Origin of the sequence: Rhodococcus sp. IEGM 27, from assembly GCF_033142305.1 — a bacterium.
GTDB classification, from domain to species: Bacteria; Actinomycetota; Actinomycetes; order Mycobacteriales; family Mycobacteriaceae; genus Rhodococcus_F; species Rhodococcus_F oxybenzonivorans.
In genome coordinates this window covers 519,679-539,889 of record NZ_JAWLSG010000002.1, presented here as the reverse complement: position 1 = coordinate 539,889, position 20,211 = coordinate 519,679, and the positions used below count along the sequence as shown (strand labels likewise).

The 20,211-nt window shown below is 65.6% G+C and carries 19 protein-coding genes and 1 pseudogene; 8 read left to right on the top strand and 12 right to left on the bottom strand.

Annotated features, from left to right (window positions below; translation table 11 throughout):
- Positions 1 to 37: 37 nt before the first annotated feature.
- From R4P95_RS08985 to R4P95_RS08930, 12 genes and pseudogenes are all read right to left on the bottom strand, one after another.
- On the bottom strand, positions 38 to 487 hold the full coding sequence (locus R4P95_RS08985; RefSeq protein WP_317745067.1) for an AMP-binding enzyme: 450 nt from the start codon (positions 485 to 487) through the stop codon (positions 38 to 40).
- 61 nt (positions 488 to 548) lie between these two features.
- A pseudogene (locus R4P95_RS33555) lies at positions 549 to 785 on the bottom strand (AMP-binding protein); the annotation flags it as partial.
- Positions 786 to 804: 19 nt separating this feature from the next.
- Positions 805 to 1,215 carry a hypothetical protein gene (locus R4P95_RS08975; protein WP_213571864.1) on the bottom strand — a complete coding sequence of 137 codons (411 nt, stop codon included), beginning with the start codon at positions 1,213 to 1,215 and terminating at the stop codon, positions 805 to 807.
- A 1-nt stretch (position 1,216) separates the two neighbouring features.
- Positions 1,217 to 2,284 carry a phosphotransferase family protein gene (locus tag R4P95_RS08970; protein ID WP_317745068.1) on the bottom strand — a complete coding sequence of 356 codons (1,068 nt, stop codon included), beginning with the start codon at positions 2,282 to 2,284 and terminating at the stop codon, positions 1,217 to 1,219.
- Positions 2,285 to 2,312: 28 nt separating this feature from the next.
- Positions 2,313 to 3,119, bottom strand: a complete 807-nt coding sequence (locus R4P95_RS08965) for an SDR family NAD(P)-dependent oxidoreductase (protein WP_317745069.1) — start codon at positions 3,117 to 3,119, stop codon at positions 2,313 to 2,315.
- On the bottom strand, positions 3,116 to 4,258 hold the full coding sequence (locus tag R4P95_RS08960) for an acyl-CoA dehydrogenase family protein (protein ID WP_317745070.1): 1,143 nt from the start codon (positions 4,256 to 4,258) through the stop codon (positions 3,116 to 3,118). Before R4P95_RS08960 ends, R4P95_RS08965 begins: the two co-directional genes overlap by 4 nt.
- Before the next feature lie 3 nt (positions 4,259 to 4,261).
- Entirely contained in the window at positions 4,262 to 6,412 is a 2,151-nt protein-coding gene (locus R4P95_RS08955) for a 3-hydroxyacyl-CoA dehydrogenase NAD-binding domain-containing protein (RefSeq protein ID WP_317745071.1), read from the bottom strand.
- 78 nt (positions 6,413 to 6,490) lie between these two features.
- On the bottom strand, positions 6,491 to 7,699 hold the full coding sequence (locus tag R4P95_RS08950; protein WP_317745072.1) for an acetyl-CoA C-acetyltransferase: 1,209 nt from the start codon (positions 7,697 to 7,699) through the stop codon (positions 6,491 to 6,493).
- A gap of 51 nt (positions 7,700 to 7,750) precedes the next feature.
- On the bottom strand, positions 7,751 to 9,319 hold the full coding sequence (locus R4P95_RS08945; protein ID WP_317745073.1) for an AMP-binding protein: 1,569 nt from the start codon (positions 9,317 to 9,319) through the stop codon (positions 7,751 to 7,753).
- A gap of 51 nt (positions 9,320 to 9,370) precedes the next feature.
- On the bottom strand, positions 9,371 to 10,360 hold the full coding sequence (locus tag R4P95_RS08940) for a hypothetical protein (protein WP_213571857.1): 990 nt from the start codon (positions 10,358 to 10,360) through the stop codon (positions 9,371 to 9,373).
- A gap of 29 nt (positions 10,361 to 10,389) precedes the next feature.
- Positions 10,390 to 11,250 (bottom strand): enoyl-CoA hydratase-related protein, encoded by an 861-nt coding sequence (locus R4P95_RS08935; RefSeq protein ID WP_213571856.1) that lies wholly within the window; start codon positions 11,248 to 11,250, stop codon positions 10,390 to 10,392.
- Between the two features lie 5 nt (positions 11,251 to 11,255).
- Positions 11,256 to 12,080 carry an SDR family NAD(P)-dependent oxidoreductase gene (locus R4P95_RS08930; RefSeq protein ID WP_213571855.1) on the bottom strand — a complete coding sequence of 275 codons (825 nt, stop codon included), beginning with the start codon at positions 12,078 to 12,080 and terminating at the stop codon, positions 11,256 to 11,258.
- A 222-nt stretch (positions 12,081 to 12,302) separates the two neighbouring features.
- On the opposite strand from R4P95_RS08930, the gene R4P95_RS08925 reads away from it, so the two are divergent.
- The 8 genes from R4P95_RS08925 (at position 12,303) to R4P95_RS08890 (ending at position 20,084) form a co-directional block, all read left to right on the top strand.
- Entirely contained in the window at positions 12,303 to 13,487 is a 1,185-nt protein-coding gene (locus tag R4P95_RS08925) for a lipid-transfer protein (RefSeq protein ID WP_317745074.1), read from the top strand.
- Complete coding sequence (locus tag R4P95_RS08920; protein ID WP_317745075.1) at positions 13,487 to 13,942, top strand: MaoC family dehydratase N-terminal domain-containing protein; 456 nt, start codon at positions 13,487 to 13,489, stop codon at positions 13,940 to 13,942. Before R4P95_RS08925 ends, R4P95_RS08920 begins: the two co-directional genes overlap by 1 nt.
- Positions 13,939 to 14,385, top strand: coding sequence for a MaoC/PaaZ C-terminal domain-containing protein (locus tag R4P95_RS08915; RefSeq protein ID WP_317745077.1), 447 nt, complete (start codon positions 13,939 to 13,941; stop codon positions 14,383 to 14,385). The genes R4P95_RS08920 and R4P95_RS08915 overlap by 4 nt, the downstream gene beginning before the upstream one ends.
- Positions 14,386 to 14,409: 24 nt before the next feature.
- Positions 14,410 to 15,648 (top strand): TetR/AcrR family transcriptional regulator, encoded by a 1,239-nt coding sequence (locus tag R4P95_RS08910; RefSeq protein WP_213571851.1) that lies wholly within the window; start codon positions 14,410 to 14,412, stop codon positions 15,646 to 15,648.
- A gap of 33 nt (positions 15,649 to 15,681) precedes the next feature.
- Positions 15,682 to 16,455: an SDR family NAD(P)-dependent oxidoreductase gene (locus R4P95_RS08905; RefSeq protein WP_317745078.1), complete on the top strand. Its 774-nt coding sequence runs from the start codon at positions 15,682 to 15,684 to the stop codon at positions 16,453 to 16,455.
- Positions 16,456 to 16,966: 511 nt separating this feature from the next.
- A complete protein-coding gene (locus R4P95_RS08900; protein WP_317745079.1) occupies positions 16,967 to 18,196 on the top strand; it encodes a cytochrome P450 in 1,230 nt (409 codons plus the stop codon).
- 38 nt (positions 18,197 to 18,234) lie between these two features.
- Positions 18,235 to 19,224, top strand: coding sequence for a PDR/VanB family oxidoreductase (locus R4P95_RS08895; RefSeq protein ID WP_317745080.1), 990 nt, complete (start codon positions 18,235 to 18,237; stop codon positions 19,222 to 19,224).
- Between the two features lie 32 nt (positions 19,225 to 19,256).
- The gene (locus R4P95_RS08890; protein WP_317840473.1) at positions 19,257 to 20,084 is read left to right on the top strand and encodes an SDR family oxidoreductase; all 828 of its coding nucleotides are present in this window, start codon (positions 19,257 to 19,259) and stop codon (positions 20,082 to 20,084) included.
- The last annotated feature ends 127 nt before the right edge of the window (positions 20,085 to 20,211 follow it).

Sequence of the window (20,211 nt, the reverse complement as noted above, 5' to 3'; positions counted from 1 at the left end):
CTTGGGCCAGGGCGCACAGACGCGCGCCGCCGGAAGGTCAGTTGATCCCGCGAGCCATCCCCTCCCAGTAGGGAGCCCGCAGGTCGCGCTTGAGCACTTTTCCGACCGCGCTGCGCGGCAGCGAGTCGACGAACACCACCTCGGCCGGGCACTTGAACCGGGCGAGATCGGCCCGGCAGTGCTCCAGTACGTCGTGTTCGGTGAGGTCTGCCCCCGGTCGGGGCACCACGAACGCGATCGGGCTCTCACCCCACCGCTGGCTCGGCACACCGATGACGGCGACGTCGGCAATACCCTCCATCGTGAAGAGCACCTCTTCGATCTCCCGTGGGTAGATGTTCTCCCCACCCGAGATGATCATGTCCTTCACTCGATCCGAAATATACAGGAACCCTTCGGAATCCAGGTATCCGGCGTCGCCGGTCCGGAGCCAGCCGTCGCCGAGGGCCGTGCGGGTGGCGTCCTCGAGAGCCCAGTACCCACTCATCAGCTGCGGCCCTCGCACGAGGACCTCGCCGACGGATCCGGCCGGGACGTCGGAAGTTGAGAGGCACCGGAACCACCCCGGCGCGTGAGGCGCCGAAGTACAGCGAGATCATCTCCAGCGAGTTCCGGTCGAGCATGCAGAACCGGTCACCGGGCTGCAGTGTGTCGGCCAGCCAGTTGCCGACCCGATGCGTCCACTCCCGCATCTCGTTCCAGGTCAGACTCCGATTGCCGTCGCTGACGTAGATCTCGTCCGGGAAGCGGTCGGCCCAGTGGTCCAGCAGTTCGTGGACACGCATGTCCAACCACCCTTTCCGATCAGCCGGGCAGACCGGCACGCAGTGTGGTCGAAATCTGTTCCTGTACGTCTTGTTCGGAGAACTCGAGCACGGCGTCGACGAGGCTCCTGTCCGGGGGACCGTCGCGGTAGGCAGCGCCGAGGGTTTCGGAGATGTCTCGTCGACGCCTACGCAGCGTGTCGACGTCGACGGCCGGCTCGGGGTCGGGTGCGAGTCCGAGCCGCACCGCGAGCTCCTCGGTGCGTTCGCACGCCTGTCCCAGCTGCGTCTCGTCCCACGCGAGACGTTCCGCCAGGTTGTCGAGCTGTTCGAGCACCGCGGCGAGTTCCACCCGGGCGGGTCCGTCCGGGAGGGCCGGAGCGACGCGCCGACCGAGTGTGTCGGTGATCGTGCTCAGCAGCCTGGGCAGGTCTGTCGAATAGACGGTCATGTCAGTTTCCCCATTCTCCGTCGCGGAGCATCTTCGTCAGCCAACCGATGCTGTAGTAGACGCTGTGCGCCATGTTCGAATACCGCAGTTCGTCGCGGTCCCCGCGCTGGTACACATCCACGGCCTGCAAGCATCCGACGGCGGTCTTGACCAGGGACTGGACCGACCACCAGGTGAGTGTCTCGGGGCTCGGCCGCCACCCGCCCGCCGCCTCGTACTCGTCGAGGAACGGCTCGAGTTCGATCAGCTTGCACAGCAGCGGAGATCGACCCCGCGAGGTGCGCTGCGCGAACCAGGCGATGTCGGCGGTGGGATCGGAGAAGTGCGCGGTCTCCCAATCCAGGACCCCGGAGATCGCTCCGTCCTGCACCACCAGGTTCCCGATTCGAAAATCGTTGTGCACCAGACTTACCCGGCCGGACACGGCGTCGCTGCGATGGTCGAGCCACGCACAGGCCAGATCGAGCACCGGGATCGGGATGTCGGTGACCTCGCGGTACGCCCCAGCCCACTTGTCGTTCTCCATCCTGCCGGTATCGGCACCGTCCGGTACCTCCCCGAGCACACTCAACCCCATCGTGCGCGGATCCACGCTATGTAGACGCGCCATCTCCCGGGCGACCTCCCGCCCGAGGTCCGCGCGCTGTCCGGTGTTGGGGATGAGCCGCGACACGGTGTTCGGCATCGGGATGATGCCCGGTACCTTCGCCATCACGAAAAACCCACGCTCGCCGCGTGTCTCGCCGCGATGTGCGATCACCGCCGGAACCCGCATCCCGGTGCGCGCCGCCGCCTCGAGCAGCGCCACTTCCCGCACGACGTCGTAGTCGCCGGTGATGCCGCTGATCGGCTGGCGCTTGACCGCGAATGTGTCGGTATGCGGGTCGCCGGTGGCGGTCCACTCCGCGGTGACCAGATAGGTTTCCCACGAATTGCCCTCGCCGCGCTGGTCGATGTCGGTCAATCGCAGGGTTCCGCCGGCGGACAACGCAGCATCCAGTGATGCGGTCAGCTCGGCGAAGAAGTCGTCGTGCTCGGTAGTAGGGATGCCTGCCTCGGCCACGGTCATCACGGAAAGCCTCACTCGTTGTCGGTCGTCAAAAGATGGTCGGATTCGGGCCGCCACCATCGACGACCAGGTGCTGGCCGGTCACGTACCCCGAATCCGGAGAGACCAGGAATGCCACGGTGCCGGCTACGTCCTCGGGCCGGCAGACCCGGCCGAATGGCGACTCGGCGTCGAGGTCGCCGATGTCGGCGCCCTTCGCAGCGGACACCAGACGCTTGCCCATCTCGGTGGCGATCAGTCCGGGAGCCACGATATTCGCGTGGATGCCGTAACGCCGCTCCTCCCGGGCGATCGTGCGGATACACGTCTCCATCGCGGCCTTCGCCATCGTGTACGGAGCCGAGTTCGGCGGAGCAGACATCGTCGTGTTACTCGAGATCATCACGATGTCGCCGCGTCCCACCGCGCCGGACCCAGCCTTGCGCATGTCGGGGAGTAACTGCTGGATCAGGCCGATCGGGCCCAGCGCGTGCACGTGCAGCTGTTGCAGGTAGTCGGCATGCGGCGTGGACGCGACGTCCTGTCCGCGGCTGGCCGAGCCCGCATTACTGACAATCAGGTCGACCGGTCCCAGATCGGATCGGATTGCCATTACCATGTCCGCGACCGCGGATTGGTCGTCGATCGAAGCCTGATACGCCCGCGCGCGTCCTCCCTCGGACGCGATCAGGTCGACGACTTCGTCGGCCGCGGACGCGTCACGCCGGTAGTTCACGGCGACCGCGGCGCCGTCGCGTGCCAGTCGCAGCGCCACCGCTCGGCCGACACCGCGTGAACCGCCCGTGACGATCGCGGTTCGTCCCGCGAGCGGTGCATTTCCCGGTGTGCTGCTCACTGCGCCACCACCGCTCGCCCGACCAGATCCTTCATCACTTCGTTTGCTCCTCCGTAGATCCGCTGAATACGCGCGTCGCGCCAGATTCGCGCGATCGGATATTCCTCCATGTAGCCGTAGCCGCCGAACAACTGCAGGCACCGATCGACCACCTCCCACTGCAGTTCGGTGGCCTTGTACTTGATGCCCGCAGCGTCGTCCGCGGTGAGGTCGCCGCGGACCAGTGCTTCCACGCATCCGTCGACGTAGTGCTGCAGGACCTGGATGTCGGTGTGCATCTCCGCGATCGCCATACGCACCGACTGCAGATCGGCCAGAGGTGCACCGAAGGCCACCCGGGAGCGGACGTGGTCGAGCGCGAGGCCCAGTGCGTGTGCGGCGGACGCGACTCCGGACACCGCGATCGACAGCCGCTCGCGCGGCAGGTTTGCGATCGCCGATCCGAATCCGCGACCGGGCTCACCGACGATGTTCGCGACGGGTACCCGGCAGTCGGTGAACACCAGCTCGGCGGTGTCCTGCGCCTTGCGGCCGATCTTGTGCATCGGTCGGCCGCGTTCGAATCCCGGTGTTCCGTTCTCGACCACGACGAACGACGTCCCGCGTCCGTCCCGCTCTCCGGTCCGCACCAGTACGATCACCAGGTCGCAGGTGGCGCCGCTGGTGATGAACGTCTTGGTGCCGTTGATGATCAGATCGTCGCCATCGCGCACCGCGCTCGTCCGTATCGACGCCAGGTCCGAGCCGGCGCCGGGCTCGGTCATGCCGAGGGCCGTCACGCATTCGCCCCTAGTGAACTTCGGGAGCCAGCGTTGCTTCTGTTCATCGGTGGTGAGGTCGCGCAGATACGGGACGATGATGTCGTTCTGCATGCTGAAGGTGTCGCCGGCCATGCCGGAGCGCACGACCTCCTCGGTCATCACGGCGTTGTAGCGGAAGTCCGAGATTCCGAGGCCACCGAACTCCGGATCGAATTCGAAACCGAGGTAACCGGATTTGGCTGCCGTGGTGATGAAGTCCCGGTCGACGGTCCCGGCCTGTTCCCATTTGTCGACGTTCGGCACGGCCTCCCGGTCGAGCAGCGCGCGAAACGCGGACCGGAACGCCTCGTGTTCCGGGGTGTAGATGCTCCTTCGCACGAATCAGCCCTCCCTCAGCGAGGCCGGCGGGGTGAACCGCGGCCCGTACGCGTCGGCGAGTTCCTGCGCGCGGCGAACGAACGCCTCGGTGCCACCGGGGTATCCGGCGATGAACTGGCTGGTGCCGCCGGTCCAGGTCGGGAATCCGATGCCCAGCAGCGACCCGACGTTCGCATCGGCGGTCGAGCGGAGGATCCCGTCCTCGTGGCAACGCACCGTCTCGAGCACCTCGGCGAACAGCAGGCGATCACGCAGGTCGGTCAGGTCGGCACGTTCGCCGCTGACCGGGAAGCGCTCGGCAAGGCCCGGCCACAACGAACCGCGCCGGCCGTCCGGGTACTCGTAGAAACCGCCACCGGCCACCCGGCTGGGACGGCCCAGCTCCTCGACCATCGCGGTGAGCACCGTGTCGCCGGGATGATCGGCGAGCTCGGCGCCCTGCTGCTGTGCGACCTCGCGGAACTGCCCGCGGATCTTCAGCGGCAACGACAGGGTGAGCTCGTCGAGCAGCGCCAGGGTGCCCACGGGATAGCCGGCCTGCAGCGATGCCTGCTCGATCGACTGGGGGTCGATGCCCTCACCGATCATCGCGGCGGCCTCCACGAGACGCTGCAGGATGACCCGGCTGGTGAAGAAGCCGCGTCCGTCTCCGACGACGATCGGGGTCTTGCGCATCTGCAGCGCGATGTCGAAGGCCTTCGCGAGGGTCGCATCGCTGGTCTTGTCGCCGACGATGATCTCGATCAGTTCCATGCGATCGACGGGCGAGAAGAAGTGCAGTCCGATGAAGTCGTCGGGTCGCGGAAGTTCGCTCGCCAGCTCGGTGATGGGGAGGGTGGAGGTGTTCGAGGCAAGCACGGCGTCCGGCGCCACCACGTCGAGTACCTCCGCGAAGACCGTGCGCTTGAGGTCCGGATCCTCGAACACCGCTTCGATCACCAGGTCGGCGTCGGCGAGGTCGGCGACCGATGCGGTCGGTGTGATAAGGTTCAGGATCGCATCGGCGCCCTCCCGGGTGCGCTTGCCGGCATCGACCTGCTTGCCCAGCACCTTGCGGGCATAGTCCTTGCCACGTTCCGCGGCGGCGATGTCGATGTCCTTGAGCGCCACCCGCATTCCGACGAGAGCGCACGACAGGGCCACACCGGCGCCCATCATGCCGGCACCGAGTACGGCGACGAAGTTCGCGCGGTGGGCGGGGAAGCCCTCCGGGCGGCTCGCGCCGGACTTGATGGTCTGCTTGTCGAAGAAGGTGCCCTGGATGATGTTCTTCGAGATCGGGCCTGTGGCCAGGTCGACGAAGTACCGGGTCTCGATCGCGGACGCGGTGTCGAAGTCGACCTGGGTGCTCTCGACGGCCGCGGCGAGAATGTCGGCCTGCGCCGGCATCGGCGATCCCTTGTGGCGGGCGCGCAGAGTCGACGCTCGCAGCGGCAATGTCGCCTCGACGGCGGGATCGTATGCCGTTCCGCCGGGGATCGGTGCCTTCCGGTCCCACGGCTGGGTTGCCCCCGGATTCTCCGAGATCCATTCCTGCGCAGCAGGTACGAGCAAATCCGCGTCGGGGACGACGCGATCGATCAGGCCCAGTTCGAGCGCATCCTGCACCCGGTGTGCGGTTCCGGGCAGCAGGACCCTGTCGAGCGCGACGTCCAGGCCGAGCAGGCGCACGGTGCGCACAACGCCACCGCCGCCGGGCAGCAGACCGAGGGTGACCTCGGGAAGCCCGATCCGCAGCGCCGCCGAATCCACCGCGATGCGATGGTGGCACGCGAGCGCGATCTCGAAACCGCCGCCGAGTGCGCTGCCGCCGAGTGCGGCAACCACCGGGACACCGAGGGTCTCGAGCCGTCGCAGCATCGCCTTCGCGCCGTCCGCGAATGCGGTCAGCTCGCCCGCCTGCTCGGGTGTCGTCGCGAGCAGGTCACCGAGATCACCGCCGGCGAAAAACGTCTTCTTGGCGGAGGTGAGGATCACGCCGGTCAGGTCGGGTCCGAGGGCGGCGAGCCGATCGAGGGCCGCGGACAGGGATGCGGACCAGGCCGCGGTCATCGTATTGACCGACTGTGTGGGGTCGTCGAACGTCAGGACGACGACCCCGGATTCGGTCTGTTCCCAGGTGATGGTCTCGGTGGTGGTGTCTGTGCTGGTCACGGCGCTGGCCTCGCTCATGGTGTGGTCACGATTGTCTCGGTGCGATGTCTGTCGGGGGAAAATGTCGGTCACGTGCACTCACACCCGCTCGACGATCGTCGCGATACCCATGCCGCCGCCGACGCACAGCGTCACCAGTCCGCGGTGCAGATCACGACGCTCGAGTTCGTCGACCATCGTCGAGATCAGCATCGCGCCGGTCGCGCCGAGCGGATGCCCCATGGCGATCGCGCCCCCGTTGACATTGACCTTCTCGTGCGGAAGATCGAGGTCTCGCATGAAACGCAAGGCGACCGAGGAGAAGGCCTCGTTGATCTCGAACAGGTCGATGTCGTCGACGCCCAGTCCGGCGACCTCGAGGGCCTTGCGGCTCGCCGGGGCCGGCCCGGTCAGCATGATCGTCGGGTCGGAGCCGCTCACCGCACCCGCGACGATGCGGGCGCGCGGTGTCAGGCCGAGTTCGGTGCCGACCTGTTCGTTTCCGAGTGCGACGAGCGCGGCGCCGTCGACGATGCCCGACGAGTTACCGCCGGTGTGCACGTGCTCGATCCGCTCGACCCAGTGGTACTTCTGCAGCGCGACCGCGTCGAAGCCGGCTGCACCGAGCCCCACGAACGCGGGCTTGATCCGGCCGAGCGACTCGACGGTCGTGCCCCGGCGGATGTGCTCGTCGTGGCCGAGGATGGTCTGTCCGTTCCGGTCGAGCACCGGCACGATCGAGCGCGCGAATCGGCCCTCGTCCCAGGCGGTTGCGGCGCGGCGCTGCGATTCGACGGCGAACGCGTCGACGTCCTCGCGGGTGAAGCCTTCGAGGGTCGCGATGAGGTCGGCGCCGATGCCCTGCGGGACGAACCCGGTGGTCAGGTTGGTCTCCGGGTCGTTGGCCCATGCACCGCCGTCCGATCCCATCGGAACACGGGACATGCTTTCGACGCCGCCGGCGAGGACCAGCGACTCCCACCCCGATGCCACCTTCTGTGACGCGGTGTTGACGGCCTCGAGACCGGATGCGCAAAATCGGTTCATCTGCACCCCGGCCACGGTGTCGGGCAGGCCGGCGGCGATCGCCGCGGTACGCGCGATGTCGGCTCCCTGATCGCGCAACGGTCCGACCACGCCGAGGATCAGATCGTCCACGCGCTTGGGGTCGAGGCCCGGGTTGCGGTCCTGAAGCGCCTGCAGCAGACCGACGACCAGAGAGATGGGCTTGACGCCGTGCAGGGCTCCGCCTCGTCCACGCCCTCGCGGGGTGCGGAAGGCGTCGTACACGTACACGTCATGGGGCATTTCGAATCCTGTTCTCGAGGTGGTGCGGTCGCGCCGGAAGGGGTCCGGACGTCAAGCGCGCGATGCTGCGGCGTCCGCGGTCGTCCAGTACGCGTCGCGGAGCGGTTTCTTGTAGAGCTTGCCGGTGGGCAGCCTGGGCATTTCGTCGGTGAAGTCGAACGATCTGGGGCACTTGAACTTCGCGAGATTCGCCCGGCAGAACTCACTCAGCTCGGCCGCCAGGCCGGAATCGGCCTGTGCCGGGTCGACGGCCTGGATCACGGCCTTGACGGCCTCGCCGAAGTCCTCGTCCGGGACGCCGAAGACGGCGGCGTCCATGACCTTCGGGTGGGTGACGAGCAGATTTTCGATCTCCTGGGGATAGATGTTGACCCCACCGGAGATGATGACGAACGCCTGGCGGTCGGTGAGGTAGAGGAATCCGTCCTTGTCGAGGTAGCCGATGTCGCCGATCCTGGACATCGTGCCGGTGGGGTCCTTGGCCTCGGCCGTCTTGCCGGGGTCGTTGAAATATTCGAAACCGCTGCCCTCGCCGCGGAACCAGATGTTGCCGGCGACGCCGGGTGGGCACTCGTTGCCCTCGTCGTCGAGGATCACCGGTTCGCCCATGAACGGTCTGCCGACGGTTCCCTTGTGCGCCAGCCATTCTTCGGGGGTGCATCCGCACATGCCGTTGGCCTCGGTGCCGCCGTAGTACTCGTAGATCACCGGGCCCCACCAGTCGAGCATGGCCTCTTTCACCGCGACCGGGCAGGGAGCGGCTCCGTGCACCACGACTTCGAGCGACGAGATGTCGTGGTTGCGCTTGTCCTCGGGCAGCTTGAGCATCCGGGAGAACATCGTCGGTACGACCATCGAGTGTGTGATGCGGTGCTGCTCCACGAGTTCGAGGTACTGCTCGGCGTCGAACTTCTCCATCACCACGATTGTCGCTCCCAGGCGCAGGCCGATCGCGACCGTCGACTGCGGACCCGAGTGGTACAGCGGGGCCGGCGAGAGGAACCGCATCCCCTCACGCAGATGGAACAGCTTGCGGCCGAAATCCTCGATCGCCAGGATTTCGCCAGGATGCGCTTCGGGCACAGCGCGTTTGATCGCCTTGGGGCGACCTGTCGTTCCGGACGAGTAGAACATCGGCGTGCCGAGCCGCTCGTGCTCGCCGGGTTCCGTCCCGAAACCGGCGACGGCGGCACTGTAGGACTCGTACGGTCCCGTCAGAGCAATCGAGCCCGGATCGGCGTCGGCCATGAGCCAACGAGTCACCTTCGGGCACAACTCAGGAAAGTCCCGGGCAACAGTCGCTTTCGCCGCCGTAGTGAGGACGAGCCTGGACTGCGAGTCGTCGATGATGTACGCGGCCTCGGACGCCGACAGGAACGAATTGACCGGAGTGTAGAACAGCCCCGAGCGCTCTGCTGCGGACATCGCCACGATCATCTCCATGTTGTTCTCCATGAACAACGCGATGTGATCGCCCGGACCGAGCCCCTCGGAGCGAAACAGCGCGGCCAGACGATTGGCGCGTGCGTCGAGGTCTGCGTAGGTCAGAACCTCACCGCGGGGGGCCATGATGATCGCCGGTCGGTCGGGATGTGTGGTGGCATAGCGCCCGGGGTACATAACGGGACTCCTATCGGACGGTCGTATGAGGGACGAGGTGGCGCAGTGTGTTCAGGGGTGGATGGGACGCAGGAACTCCGCGACCGCCCAGCCGCCGTGACCACCGGCCAAGTCGACGGTCATCTGAGCCATCCGGACGGCGCGGTCCTCGGTTCGCTGGGTGACCGGTACGAAATGCCGGATCGCCCCGTCGACGACGATCGTCGGTAGTCCTTCTGCGGTGATGATGCCGACATGGCGTCCGTTGTAGGTGGATTCGCCCGCGTAGTCGGTGTGCACCGTGTAGTCGGTGATCGGGTGCGCCACGCCGTCGGTCGTGAGTACCGCGCCGGCGGACACCCGGTTCCCGGACTTCTCGTATTCACCGTACGCACTGAACGCGGTGCCGTCGGCAAGCCAGCCGGCCAGCCACTCACCGGTGTACGACGCCCACTCCCGCGGACCCCACGAGTGGTCGCGGAACGAGGTGACCTTGTCGAGCACCCAGGTGCGGTTGCCGACCCGGATGGTGCCTGAAAGGTGTCCGAACTGTTCGTAGTGGTCGCTGGCGATGACGGAACTTCCCGGTGTGCAGTCGCCGTCACCGTCGCTGTTGATGACGAACATCGGGCTCGACGCCTCGTAGGACAGCGAGATCTCGCATTCCTCCGACGGCGCATTCTTGAGCGCGATGCGGCCGTTCTCCGCCATCAACGACGGATGTACCACGCGTGCAACGGTATCGCGGTAGGTAATCTCCGCGGTCCGTGTAGGTTCCTTGATCGTGATCTCCAGGCCCTGACCGGAGAAGCCGTCGTTCGTCTCGCACGGGGTCCGCCCCGCCCTGAACGCGATGGCTCCGCCGGGCAGGGTCAGCTGCACCGATGTCTCGCTGTACCCGAGATTCGGTCGGTTACCGATCCGGACGAGTCCACCGAGCTGCGAGATGGGGTCGACGAAGTTGAAGTAGACGCTCTCGTTGAAATTGGGGATGCCGGCGAAATCGTGGGTTCCCTCCGCATCGGCGCCGTACTTGCACACGGTGAACGGTTCGGTCGTCATAGCACTCCTCAGGTCGATTAGCTTCGATGTCAGAATTTTTCGGCCGGTGACGGATCCAGGGGCGGGAAGACTGCCGGTCGACGTTCGAGGAACGACAGGATCCCTTCCCGCGCGTCTTTCGAGTCGACTCGGCCGGCGTAGGTACGGGATTCGTCCGCCGCCGCCGGACCCGGATGTGCGTGCTGCCAACCCGAGGCCAGGAGCCGCTTGGACAGGGCCACCGAGGTCGGAGACGTCTCGTGGACGAACTGCTCCGCGTACGCCCGGGCCGCCGACATCACCTGATCCGCGGGCACCACCCGGGTGAGATACCCGGCCTCGTACCCCTCGGCGGCGTCGAAGACCCGGCCGGTCAGAATCCAGTCGGTCGCGCGCCCTACCCCGACGAGTCGAGGCAGGAACCACGACGACGCGCCCTCGGGGACCACTCCCCGACGGGTGAAGACGAATCCGAATCGGGCGTCCTCACTGGCGATCCGAATGTCCATCGCCGCCGCGATCGTCGCGCCACCCCCGATCGCATGCCCGTTGAGAGCCGCGATCACAGGCTTCTGCATCGCGAAGAGCCGTTCACTGATCCGTCCCGCGGGTTCTCGGTAACCGGTGGGAGTGTGCCCGTCGGTGTCCTCGACCAGCGCCCGGGAAAGAGTTTCCGGACCGTCCAGGGCCGCACCGACGGAGAACTCGTCGCCGGCGCCGGTGACGATCACGGCCCGCACCTGGGGATCGCGGTCGGCACGATCGAGGATGCGCAGCAGGTCGACCAGCATCCCCACGCGCATCCCGTTGCGGCGCTCGGGGGCATCGAGGGTTAGGACGGCCACGCCGTCGGACACCTCATAGCGCACGTCCTCGTAGTCGAGCGCAGCCTCTTCGTCTTGCACGGACATGTCCGTCACAGCCCTCCGCCGCAGACCAGGACCTGGCCGGTGATGTAGCTCGATTCGGGGCTGCACAGCAGGTAGACCGCGCCGGCCGCTTCTTCGACAGTGCCTGCCCGTCCGAGGGCGATCTGCTTGGTGGCCGCGTCCATCACGGCGGGATCGACACCGACCTTGATGTCGCGGTCCTCGACCTTGATGGTCTTCTCCTCGGTGGTCACCGACGTCAGCCGGGTGTTGATCACGCCGTACGCGACGGCGTTGGACGTGACGTTGTACCGTCCCCACTCCTTGGCGATCGTCTTCGTCAACCCGACCATCCCGGCCTTCGCCGACGAGTAGTTCGCCTGTCCCGGATTGCCCTGCAGGCCGGAAGTAGACGAAATGTTCACGACCTTGCGGCACGGCACGAGGCCGGCCTCGCGCTCGCGCTTGACTGCGGCGCTGATGACCGGCTGGGCCGCACGCAGGATGCGGAACGGGGCGGTGAGATGCACGTCGACGATGTCCGCCCACTGCTGGTCGGTCATCTTCTGGATCACGTTGTCCCAGGTATAGCCGGCGTTGTTGACGATAATGTCGATTCCGCCGAAGTTGTCCACAGCTGCGGCGACGAAGCGATCGGCGAAGGCAGGGTCGGTGACGCTACCGACGCACGCGACGGCCTGTCCGCCGAGGGCTTCGATCTCGGCGACCACTTCCTTGGCAGGTTCTGCATCGAGATCGTTGACCACGATCCGGGCACCTTCGGATGCCAGCTTCACGGCGACCGCGCGCCCGATACCGCGGCCCGATCCGGAGACCAGTGCCACTTTGTCCTGCAGTTTGTGGACGCTCACGTGCTTCCTCCTGAGATGTCTGCGTCGAGCGCTCGGCCGCCGATCGCGGCGGCGTCGTTACGCCGAGAATTGTGTTGTGACCCCAGTCACTGGGGTGAATACTAACTTCGCCGCTGTTGCGCGTCAATGGCTACTTTTACTCGGTCTTTGCGGCAATTGTTAGTCATGAATATGTATAGTCGTTGGGAGTACCCACGGAAACCACTTCGAAAGGCAGGCCCCATGAGAAACGTCTGCATCAGCGGCGTCGGAATGATGCCGTTCACCAAACCTGGCAGAAGCGAGACGTACGACCGGATGGGTGCCGCGGCAGCAGCAGCGGCGCTGAAGGACGCCGGTCTCGAATACACCGACGTACAGCAAGCTTTCGTCGGTTACGTGTACGGCGATTCGACGTCGGGTCAGAATGCTCTCTACGAGATCGGAATGACCGGCATCCCGGTCGTCAACGTCAACAACAACTGTTCGACGGGATCGAGCGCCCTGTGGCTCGCACGCCAGGCGGTAGCCTCGGGGTCGGCGGAATGTGTTCTCGCTCTGGGCTTCGAGCAGATGCAGCCCGGCGCTCTCGTCAACGCTTACGGTGATCGTCCGAGCCCCACCGCACGCGGGGAGAACGTCGCCGCGTCGATGCCCGGCGGCGACGAGAACGCCCCGATGGCCGCGAAGCTCTTCGGCGGCGCTGGACTCGAATACATGTCGCGCTACGGCGTATCCGCCGAATTGTTCGGCCGTGTATCGGTGAAGGCGCGCGCACACGCGGCCCAGAACCCCCTTGCGGTGTTCCGTGATCCGATCGATCTGCCCACGGTGATGTCGTCGAAGCAGATCTGGGGACCGCTGACCCTCCTGATGTGCTGCCCGCCGACCAACGGCGCGGCCGCCGCCATCGTGTGCAGCGAAGAGTTCGCCCGCGCCCACGGACTGGACGCAAGCGTCCGAATCCGCGCCCAGTCGATGGTCACCGACCTGACCGGCACCTTCGACACCACCGACATGATGCGGGTCGCCGGATACGACATGACAGCCAAGGCCGCGGCCGAGGTGTACGAACAGTCCGGCGTCGATCCGCTGGACATCCCCGTCGTGGAACTACACGACTGCTTCAGCACCAACGAGGTGATTACGTACGAGGGCCTCGGCCTCACCCCCGAGGGCACCGCGGAGAAATTCGTGCTCGACGGCGACAACACCTACGGCGGGCGGGTCGTGACAAACCCCTCCGGCGGCCTCCTCTCCAAGGGACATCCCCTCGGCGCCACCGGGCTGGCACAATGCGCCGAACTGGTGTGGCACCTGCGCGGGCAAGCCGGGGACCGTCAGGTCGAAGGAGCGCGAATCGCGTTGCAGCACAACCTCGGTCTCGGTGGCGCCTGCGTCGTCACCATGTACGAGAAGGTGGACTGATGTCACTCGACCACGCAATCCTCGATGTCACGGTTCCGCCGATCGTCACCGACGTCGAACGGGGCCGGATCCGGCAGTTCGCCATCGCAATCGGCGAGGAGAACCCGATCTACCGCGATCGTGATGCCGCCGTCGCCGCCGGCCACCCGGACGTACTCGCACCCCCCACCTTCCTGTTCGGCCTCGAACTCGAGAACTCGAACGTCTTCGCCGATCTCGCGGCCCACGGAGTGGATCTCGGCAACGTCCTGCACGGCGAGCAGCGGTTCCGCTACTTCGCCGACGTCCACGCCGGCGACCGGGTCACCTTCGAATCCGCATATGTCGACGCCTACACCAAGGCCGGAGGCGCACTCGACTTCCTCGTGCGTCGCAGCACCGTGACCCGCGACGGCACCGTCGTGGCAGAACTCGAGAGCGTCAGCGTCATCAAGAACCCCGGGGGGAAGAAATGACCTCATCCACACCCACCGCCTCCGACGTCGTAGCCGAGTTGAAGCCCGGTGCCATCTCACGTACGACCCTGGCGTTGTTCGCCGGTGCCTCCGGCGACCACAACCCGATCCACATCGACATCGACTCGGCGAAAGCCTCCGGGATGGAGGACGTCTTCGCCCACGGCATGTTGTCGATGGCCTATCTGGGACGTCTGCTCACTGACTGGATTCCCCAGAGCCGCATCCTGGAACTGTCCACACGGTTCACCGCCATCACGCCGGTCCATGCCGAGCCCGTGTTGACCGCAACGGTCAAGGAGATCGCCGCGGTCGACGGTGAGCAGCGTGCCCACCTGGACCTGAACGTGGTACTCGCCGACGGAACCCGAACCCTGACGGGCGCTGCGGTAGTGGCGTGGTCTGATCCCGATTCACCGGGGAATGCGACACTGGTTCCATGACCGAGCCGAGCGGGAAGAACTGAGATGTCACGATCGACAGCGGCACGTACTGACGTCGAGGACGTTGCCACACCGTCACCTGGACGCGGGAGCGCGCGCACCGAGCAGATCGCACGGGCCGCGGCCAACCTCTTTCAGGAGTTGGGCTATCAGAATGTCAGTATCGATCAGATCGGCGCCGCCGTCGGCCTGACAGGCCCCGCCGTCTACCGGCACTTCAAAGGCAAGCACGGCATTCTCGTGCATGCTCTGATGAGCCAAGTTCGGCTCGTGGACGAGCTCAACGCCCGCGCCGACCAGAAAGGCTCGACCGCGCAGGAACAGCTCGACCTGTTCCTCGAAGGACTCGCAGATCTCACCGCAAACGGTGACGAGGCGACGTTGTGGCGGCGCGAGCAACGGCATCTCGAACCCGCCGAACGCGAGCAGTTCCGTGGCCACTTCGCTGCTAATCAACACCGAATTGCCGCCAAAATCAGGGCGGCGAACCCCGCGATCGACGCACACAAGGCCGAATTGCTCGGCTTCGCAGTCCTGGCGGTGTACTCGAATACTCCCGACATCCGTGGCAGTCTGTCGGCGGAACGGTTGATGGAGATCCAATCGGCGCTGGCCAAGTCGATCCTCGGCTGCAACCTGCCCGCCCCTGATCCCGACGCCGGTTCGGCGCCGCTTCTCGTTCCCCGGCAGCCTGCAGGGCGCCGCGAACGGATCATCGATGCCTCGGCGAAGTTGTTCGACGAGCGGGGGTTCTACGACGTGCGGATCGACGACATTGCCAAGGCGTCGGAGATGTCGGTAGCGACGTTGTATCAGCACGTGACCGGTAAGGCTCAGGTGCTCCGCGCAGTGCTGGAGCGGGGCGCGGAAGGTCTTCTCTACGTGACCGCCGACGCGCTCGCGCTCGCTACCACTCCGGACGAGGTGCTCGACGCCTTGATTCGCACCTACGTCCGTCAGGCGCTCGGTATCCACGGACGGATCATGCACATCCTCTCTACCGACCTGCTATACCTGTCCGACGAGGAACAATCCGCGCTCCGCGAGACCCAGCGCGAATACGTCGCCGAATGGATCGCTGCCATCTGCGCACTCTCCGACGAGCTGGCCACCTCCGACGCACGCGCTCTTGCTCAGGCCGTGATCGGTGTCGTGACCGACGTGGCGCAAACACCCCAGCTCCGGGAACGCCCGGGACTCGCCGGGGAACTGACAGTCCTCGCGCGGGCAATGGCGCTGCCGCCGAGTCTCGTTCCGAAATAGCCACCCCCGAACCCTGAGAAGGGCACATATCTCATGTCCGAAATTGAACCGCGCAGCGCGGTCGTGGTAGGCGGTGCCTCCGGCATCGGTGCTGCCATCGCTCGAGCGCTCGCCGCCGACGGAGCAACCGTCACTGTGGCCGACCGAAACGTCGACCAGGCCAAAGAACTCGCCGCCGAACTCGGTCCCACCCACCACGCGGCGCAGGTCGACGTCACCGACGAAAACTCGATCCTCAGATTGTTCGAATCGGTACGCGCAGCACGCGGCCGAGTAGATATCGCCGTGAACAGTGCAGGCATCAGCGTCGCCGGATCCATCACCGATCTCCCCGTCGACAAGTTTCGCCTCGTCGTCGACGTCTGTCTCACCGGAGCGTTTCTCGTGGTCAAGCACGCAGCCCGGGCGATGGACGACGGCGGGGTGATCATCTCCCTGTCCTCACTCAACGCGCGGCAGCCCGGTACCGGAATGAGCGCGTACTGTTCGGCCAAGGCGGGGCTGGCGATGCTCACCGAGGTCGCTGCACTCGAGTTGGCCCCCCGCGGGATCCGCGTCAACGCCATCGCGCCGGGCATCGTCATGACTCCGCTGACCTCGCCGTCGATGTCCGTCCCCGGCCTCGAGGACGACTACCTCGCCAACACGCCGCTCGGCAGATCAGGCACCCCCGAGGAGATCGCCGACGCGGCCATCTACATGACCCACGCGTCATGGCTCACCGGTGAGAGCCTCGATCTGAACGGCGGGGCACACCTGGTGAAGTACCCGGACCTGTTGACGCATTTCCGCCGAGCCACCGCCTGACACCAACCGGTGGCACGCGATCTCACCCGTGCACGACGTTCCGCCCTCCGCTCCGATCACGCCCGGCGCCGATTGCAGCGGAGCGCGGATTCGTCGTGCGCACCGCGGACGGCCTATTACTCACCGAAACTGACATACCTTCAGAATTGTCACTAACATTCGCAGTCAGAATGACTCCGGCCGACACCGCTTCCTGGCACGACTGCCCTCCTGACGGGAGATGAAACGACGGGCCAATGGTCCGAATTCGGTTCTTTTGCAGGCCCATTCGTGCACACTCAAGGAGAAGGCGCCGTCGACTTTCATCTCACACCGGAGATCGACCAAAGATTTCCATTGACGACCGGTCGACGGCATGTCACGATATGATCGTTCACAGACAATGTGCCGCCCGTCACACTCTCACGGGTCGCCCTTCCGGTTCGGTCGATCACAGCAGTCACCCGTTCATCGGGTGCACGAATCCCGGACCGAAGGTCACGGCACTTCCGCCGCTACCGAAGGAGCACACTTGACAACCACACCGGCCGACGACGTACTCGGCACCGACACAGCCTCCGACACCGGGGGCCACCCCGCCTTTCCGTTCGGCCGTACATGCCCGTTCGCGCCGAACGACAAGTATCAGTCGTTCAGCGACGACAATCTGCAGAAGGTGGACTTCAAGGGCACCCCCGGATGGCTCGTCACCGGGTACAACAACGTGCGCACGGTTCTCGCCGATCCCCGCATGAGCGTGCGCGGGATCGACGATTCCTCGCGCGGCGACGACGGCGAGCAGGCAGTTCCCGGCTTCTTCGTCGCGATGGACCCACCGCAGCACGACGACCTGCGCAGGATCCTGGCGAAGGAGTTCACTCCGCGTCGCATGGCAGCGATGCGCCCGACGATCGAGCGGATCGCCAACGATTTGATCGACGAGATCCTGAAGTCCGACGAACCCGTCGACATCATCGACGCGCTCGCTCTGCCGCTCCCGTCGCTGGTCATCTGCGAGCTGCTCGGCGTCCCCTACGACAGGCACGACTTCTTCCAGGAACGCACCCGCGCCGTTCTCGCAGCCGGCAGCACTCCCGAACAGGTCGGCGCGGCCATCGGCGACGTCATGACCTACCTCGCCGAGCTGGTGACCATCAAGCAGGAAAACCCCGGCGACGACCTGGTCAGCCTACTGGTCAAGCACATCGAGTCGGGCGACCTCAGCGTGATCGACGTCGCGGGCATGTCCACCTTCCTGCTCATGGCCGGCCACGAAACGACCGGCAACATGATCGGCCTCGGCCTTTTCGCGTTGCTCGAACACCCCGACCAACTCGCCGAGCTGCGTGAGGACCCCGAACTCATGCCGCAGGCTGTCGAAGAACTGCTGCGTCACCTCGACATCATCGGAAGCCTCCCCCGGACCGCGACCGAGGACCTCGAAATCGACGGCCAGCGGATCGCCAAGGGCGAATTGCTGATGTTCTCGACCGAGGCGGGCAACCGCGACCCGTCGGTGTTCGACGAGCCGAACCACCTCGACTTCCATCGGGATGCAAGCCGGCACCTGACGTTCGGACACGGCATCCACACCTGCCTGGGCGCGCCGCTGGCGCGACTCGAGCTGCAGGTCGTGTACTCGCTTCTCCTCGAGCGCATCCCGTCCCTGCGCCTGGCCGTCCCTGCATCGGACATCAAGCTCAAGAACGATGCCCGAATCTTCGGCGTCCACGAACTCCCCATCATGTGGGACCGACCGTAAACAACACAACGACGCATCAGGTGGAAAGGAGGAACCCCGTGACGCCCCACAACGACAGCGACTTCGACACCGTCGTCGAGGATGATGAGTTCGATGTCGTCGTCGAGCGCATCGAGCCCGTCGCCACCGAGGTCAAGGCGTTCGTGCTGCGACCGGTCACCGGCACGACGCTTCCCACCTGGACGCCCGGATCACACATCGATGTCCTCCTTCCGTCGGGAACGGTCCGCCAGTACTCCCTGTGCGGCGATACCTCGGATCACGACGCGTGGCGGATCGCCGTCCTTCGGGAACCACCGGAGAGAGGCCGTGGCGGGTCCGAGTACATCCACAACGCCCTGCACCCGGGATCGAAGTTGCGAGTGGGACTACCCCGCAACAACTTCCCTCTCGTCGAATCGGATCGATACCTATTCGTCGCCGGCGGCATCGGAATTACCCCTATCCTCCCGATGATCGCGCACGCCGAGAAGCAACACCTCGACTGGCGGCTCATCTACGGCGGCCGGAACGCCCGCTCGATGGCCTTCCGTCACGAACTCGCCCGATACGGCGATCGGGTCGAAATTTTCCCCGAAGACCTCACCGGCCCGATCGATCTCGATACCGTGCTGGGTTCCCCCCGACCCGACACCGCCGTGTACTGCTGCGGTCCCTCCGGACTGCTCGCGGCCGTAGAAGAGCGCTGCAGCTCGTGGCCGGAAGGGTCGTTGCACATGGAACGATTCGTGCCGGCCCCATCACAACCGGATTCGGGCGACACGGCCTTCGAGGTCGTCCTCGCAAAACAGGGCCGCACTTTCGTCGTACCACCGGGCGAGACGATCCTGCACACCCTGGAAGCCAACGGCGTCGACGTCCTCTCGTCCTGCCAGCAAGGAATGTGCGGACGCTGCGAGCAAACCGTGCTCGAGGGAACTCCCGACCACAGGGACGAAATCCTCACACCCGAGGAACGAGCCGCGGGCGAATTCATCCTGATCTGCGTGTCCCGGTGCCACGGCGACCGCCTGGTACTGAATCTGTGATCCCACAAAGAAATCCGAAAAGGAGTAAGCAAATGGGCCGTGTAGAGGGAAAGGTCGCCATCGTCACCGGGGCAACCAGTGTCGAGCCGGGAGGCCTCAACATTGGTGGCGCCACCGCAACCGAACTGGCCTCCGAGGGCGCCCGAGTCGTTCTCGCCGACATCAACGTCGACGGAGCCGAACGCCTCGCGAAGATCCTCAACGATCACCACGGTGACAAGACCGCACTGGCGGTCGGCATCGACCTGCGGCACGAAGACCAGATCGAGAAGCTCGTCCAGCGCACCGTCGACTACTTCGGCGCACCCGACATCGTCGTCAACAACGCGGGCATCTTCCCTGGCGACGACGGTGACGTCGCCACCATGGCCATTGAAGTGTGGGACAACGTCATGGCCGTCAATGTCCGAGCCGCCATGCTGCTCACCAAACACGCTCTTCCGCATCTTCGCAAACGCGGCGGCACGATTATCAACACCGCATCGACTCACGCGTTCGCCGGTGACACCAGCCTGACTGGATACGGCGCCACCAAGGCTGCGCTCATCGCGTTGACAAAGTACACCGCCACCCAGTACGGGAAGGAAGGCGTGCGTTGCAACGCGATCTGCCCAGGCACCACCACCACACCCCCTGCCCTGGCCTTGCCACAGGAGATCAAAGATGTCTACGTTCGGCACACGATGAGTCCAAAACTCAACGGCCCCAGCGAACTAGGAAAGGTCTACCTGTTCCTCGCATCGGACGAGTCGCGCGGTATAAATGGGGAGGAAATACGCGTCGACGGCGGCCTCCTCGCCCACCAGCCGTTCGTCCCAGACATGCAAATGCTGGGGATGACAAACGCACCCGAACAATAGGTGCCCCGTGCTTACCTCCGTCGATCCGGCACAGAAACGTGCCTGGGTGGTGATGGCTGTGCACCGACGACTCTTCCTGCGTTGACCTCGCCAGGGTCGCGCTGATGCGGTCCGAATGGGTGTAGAT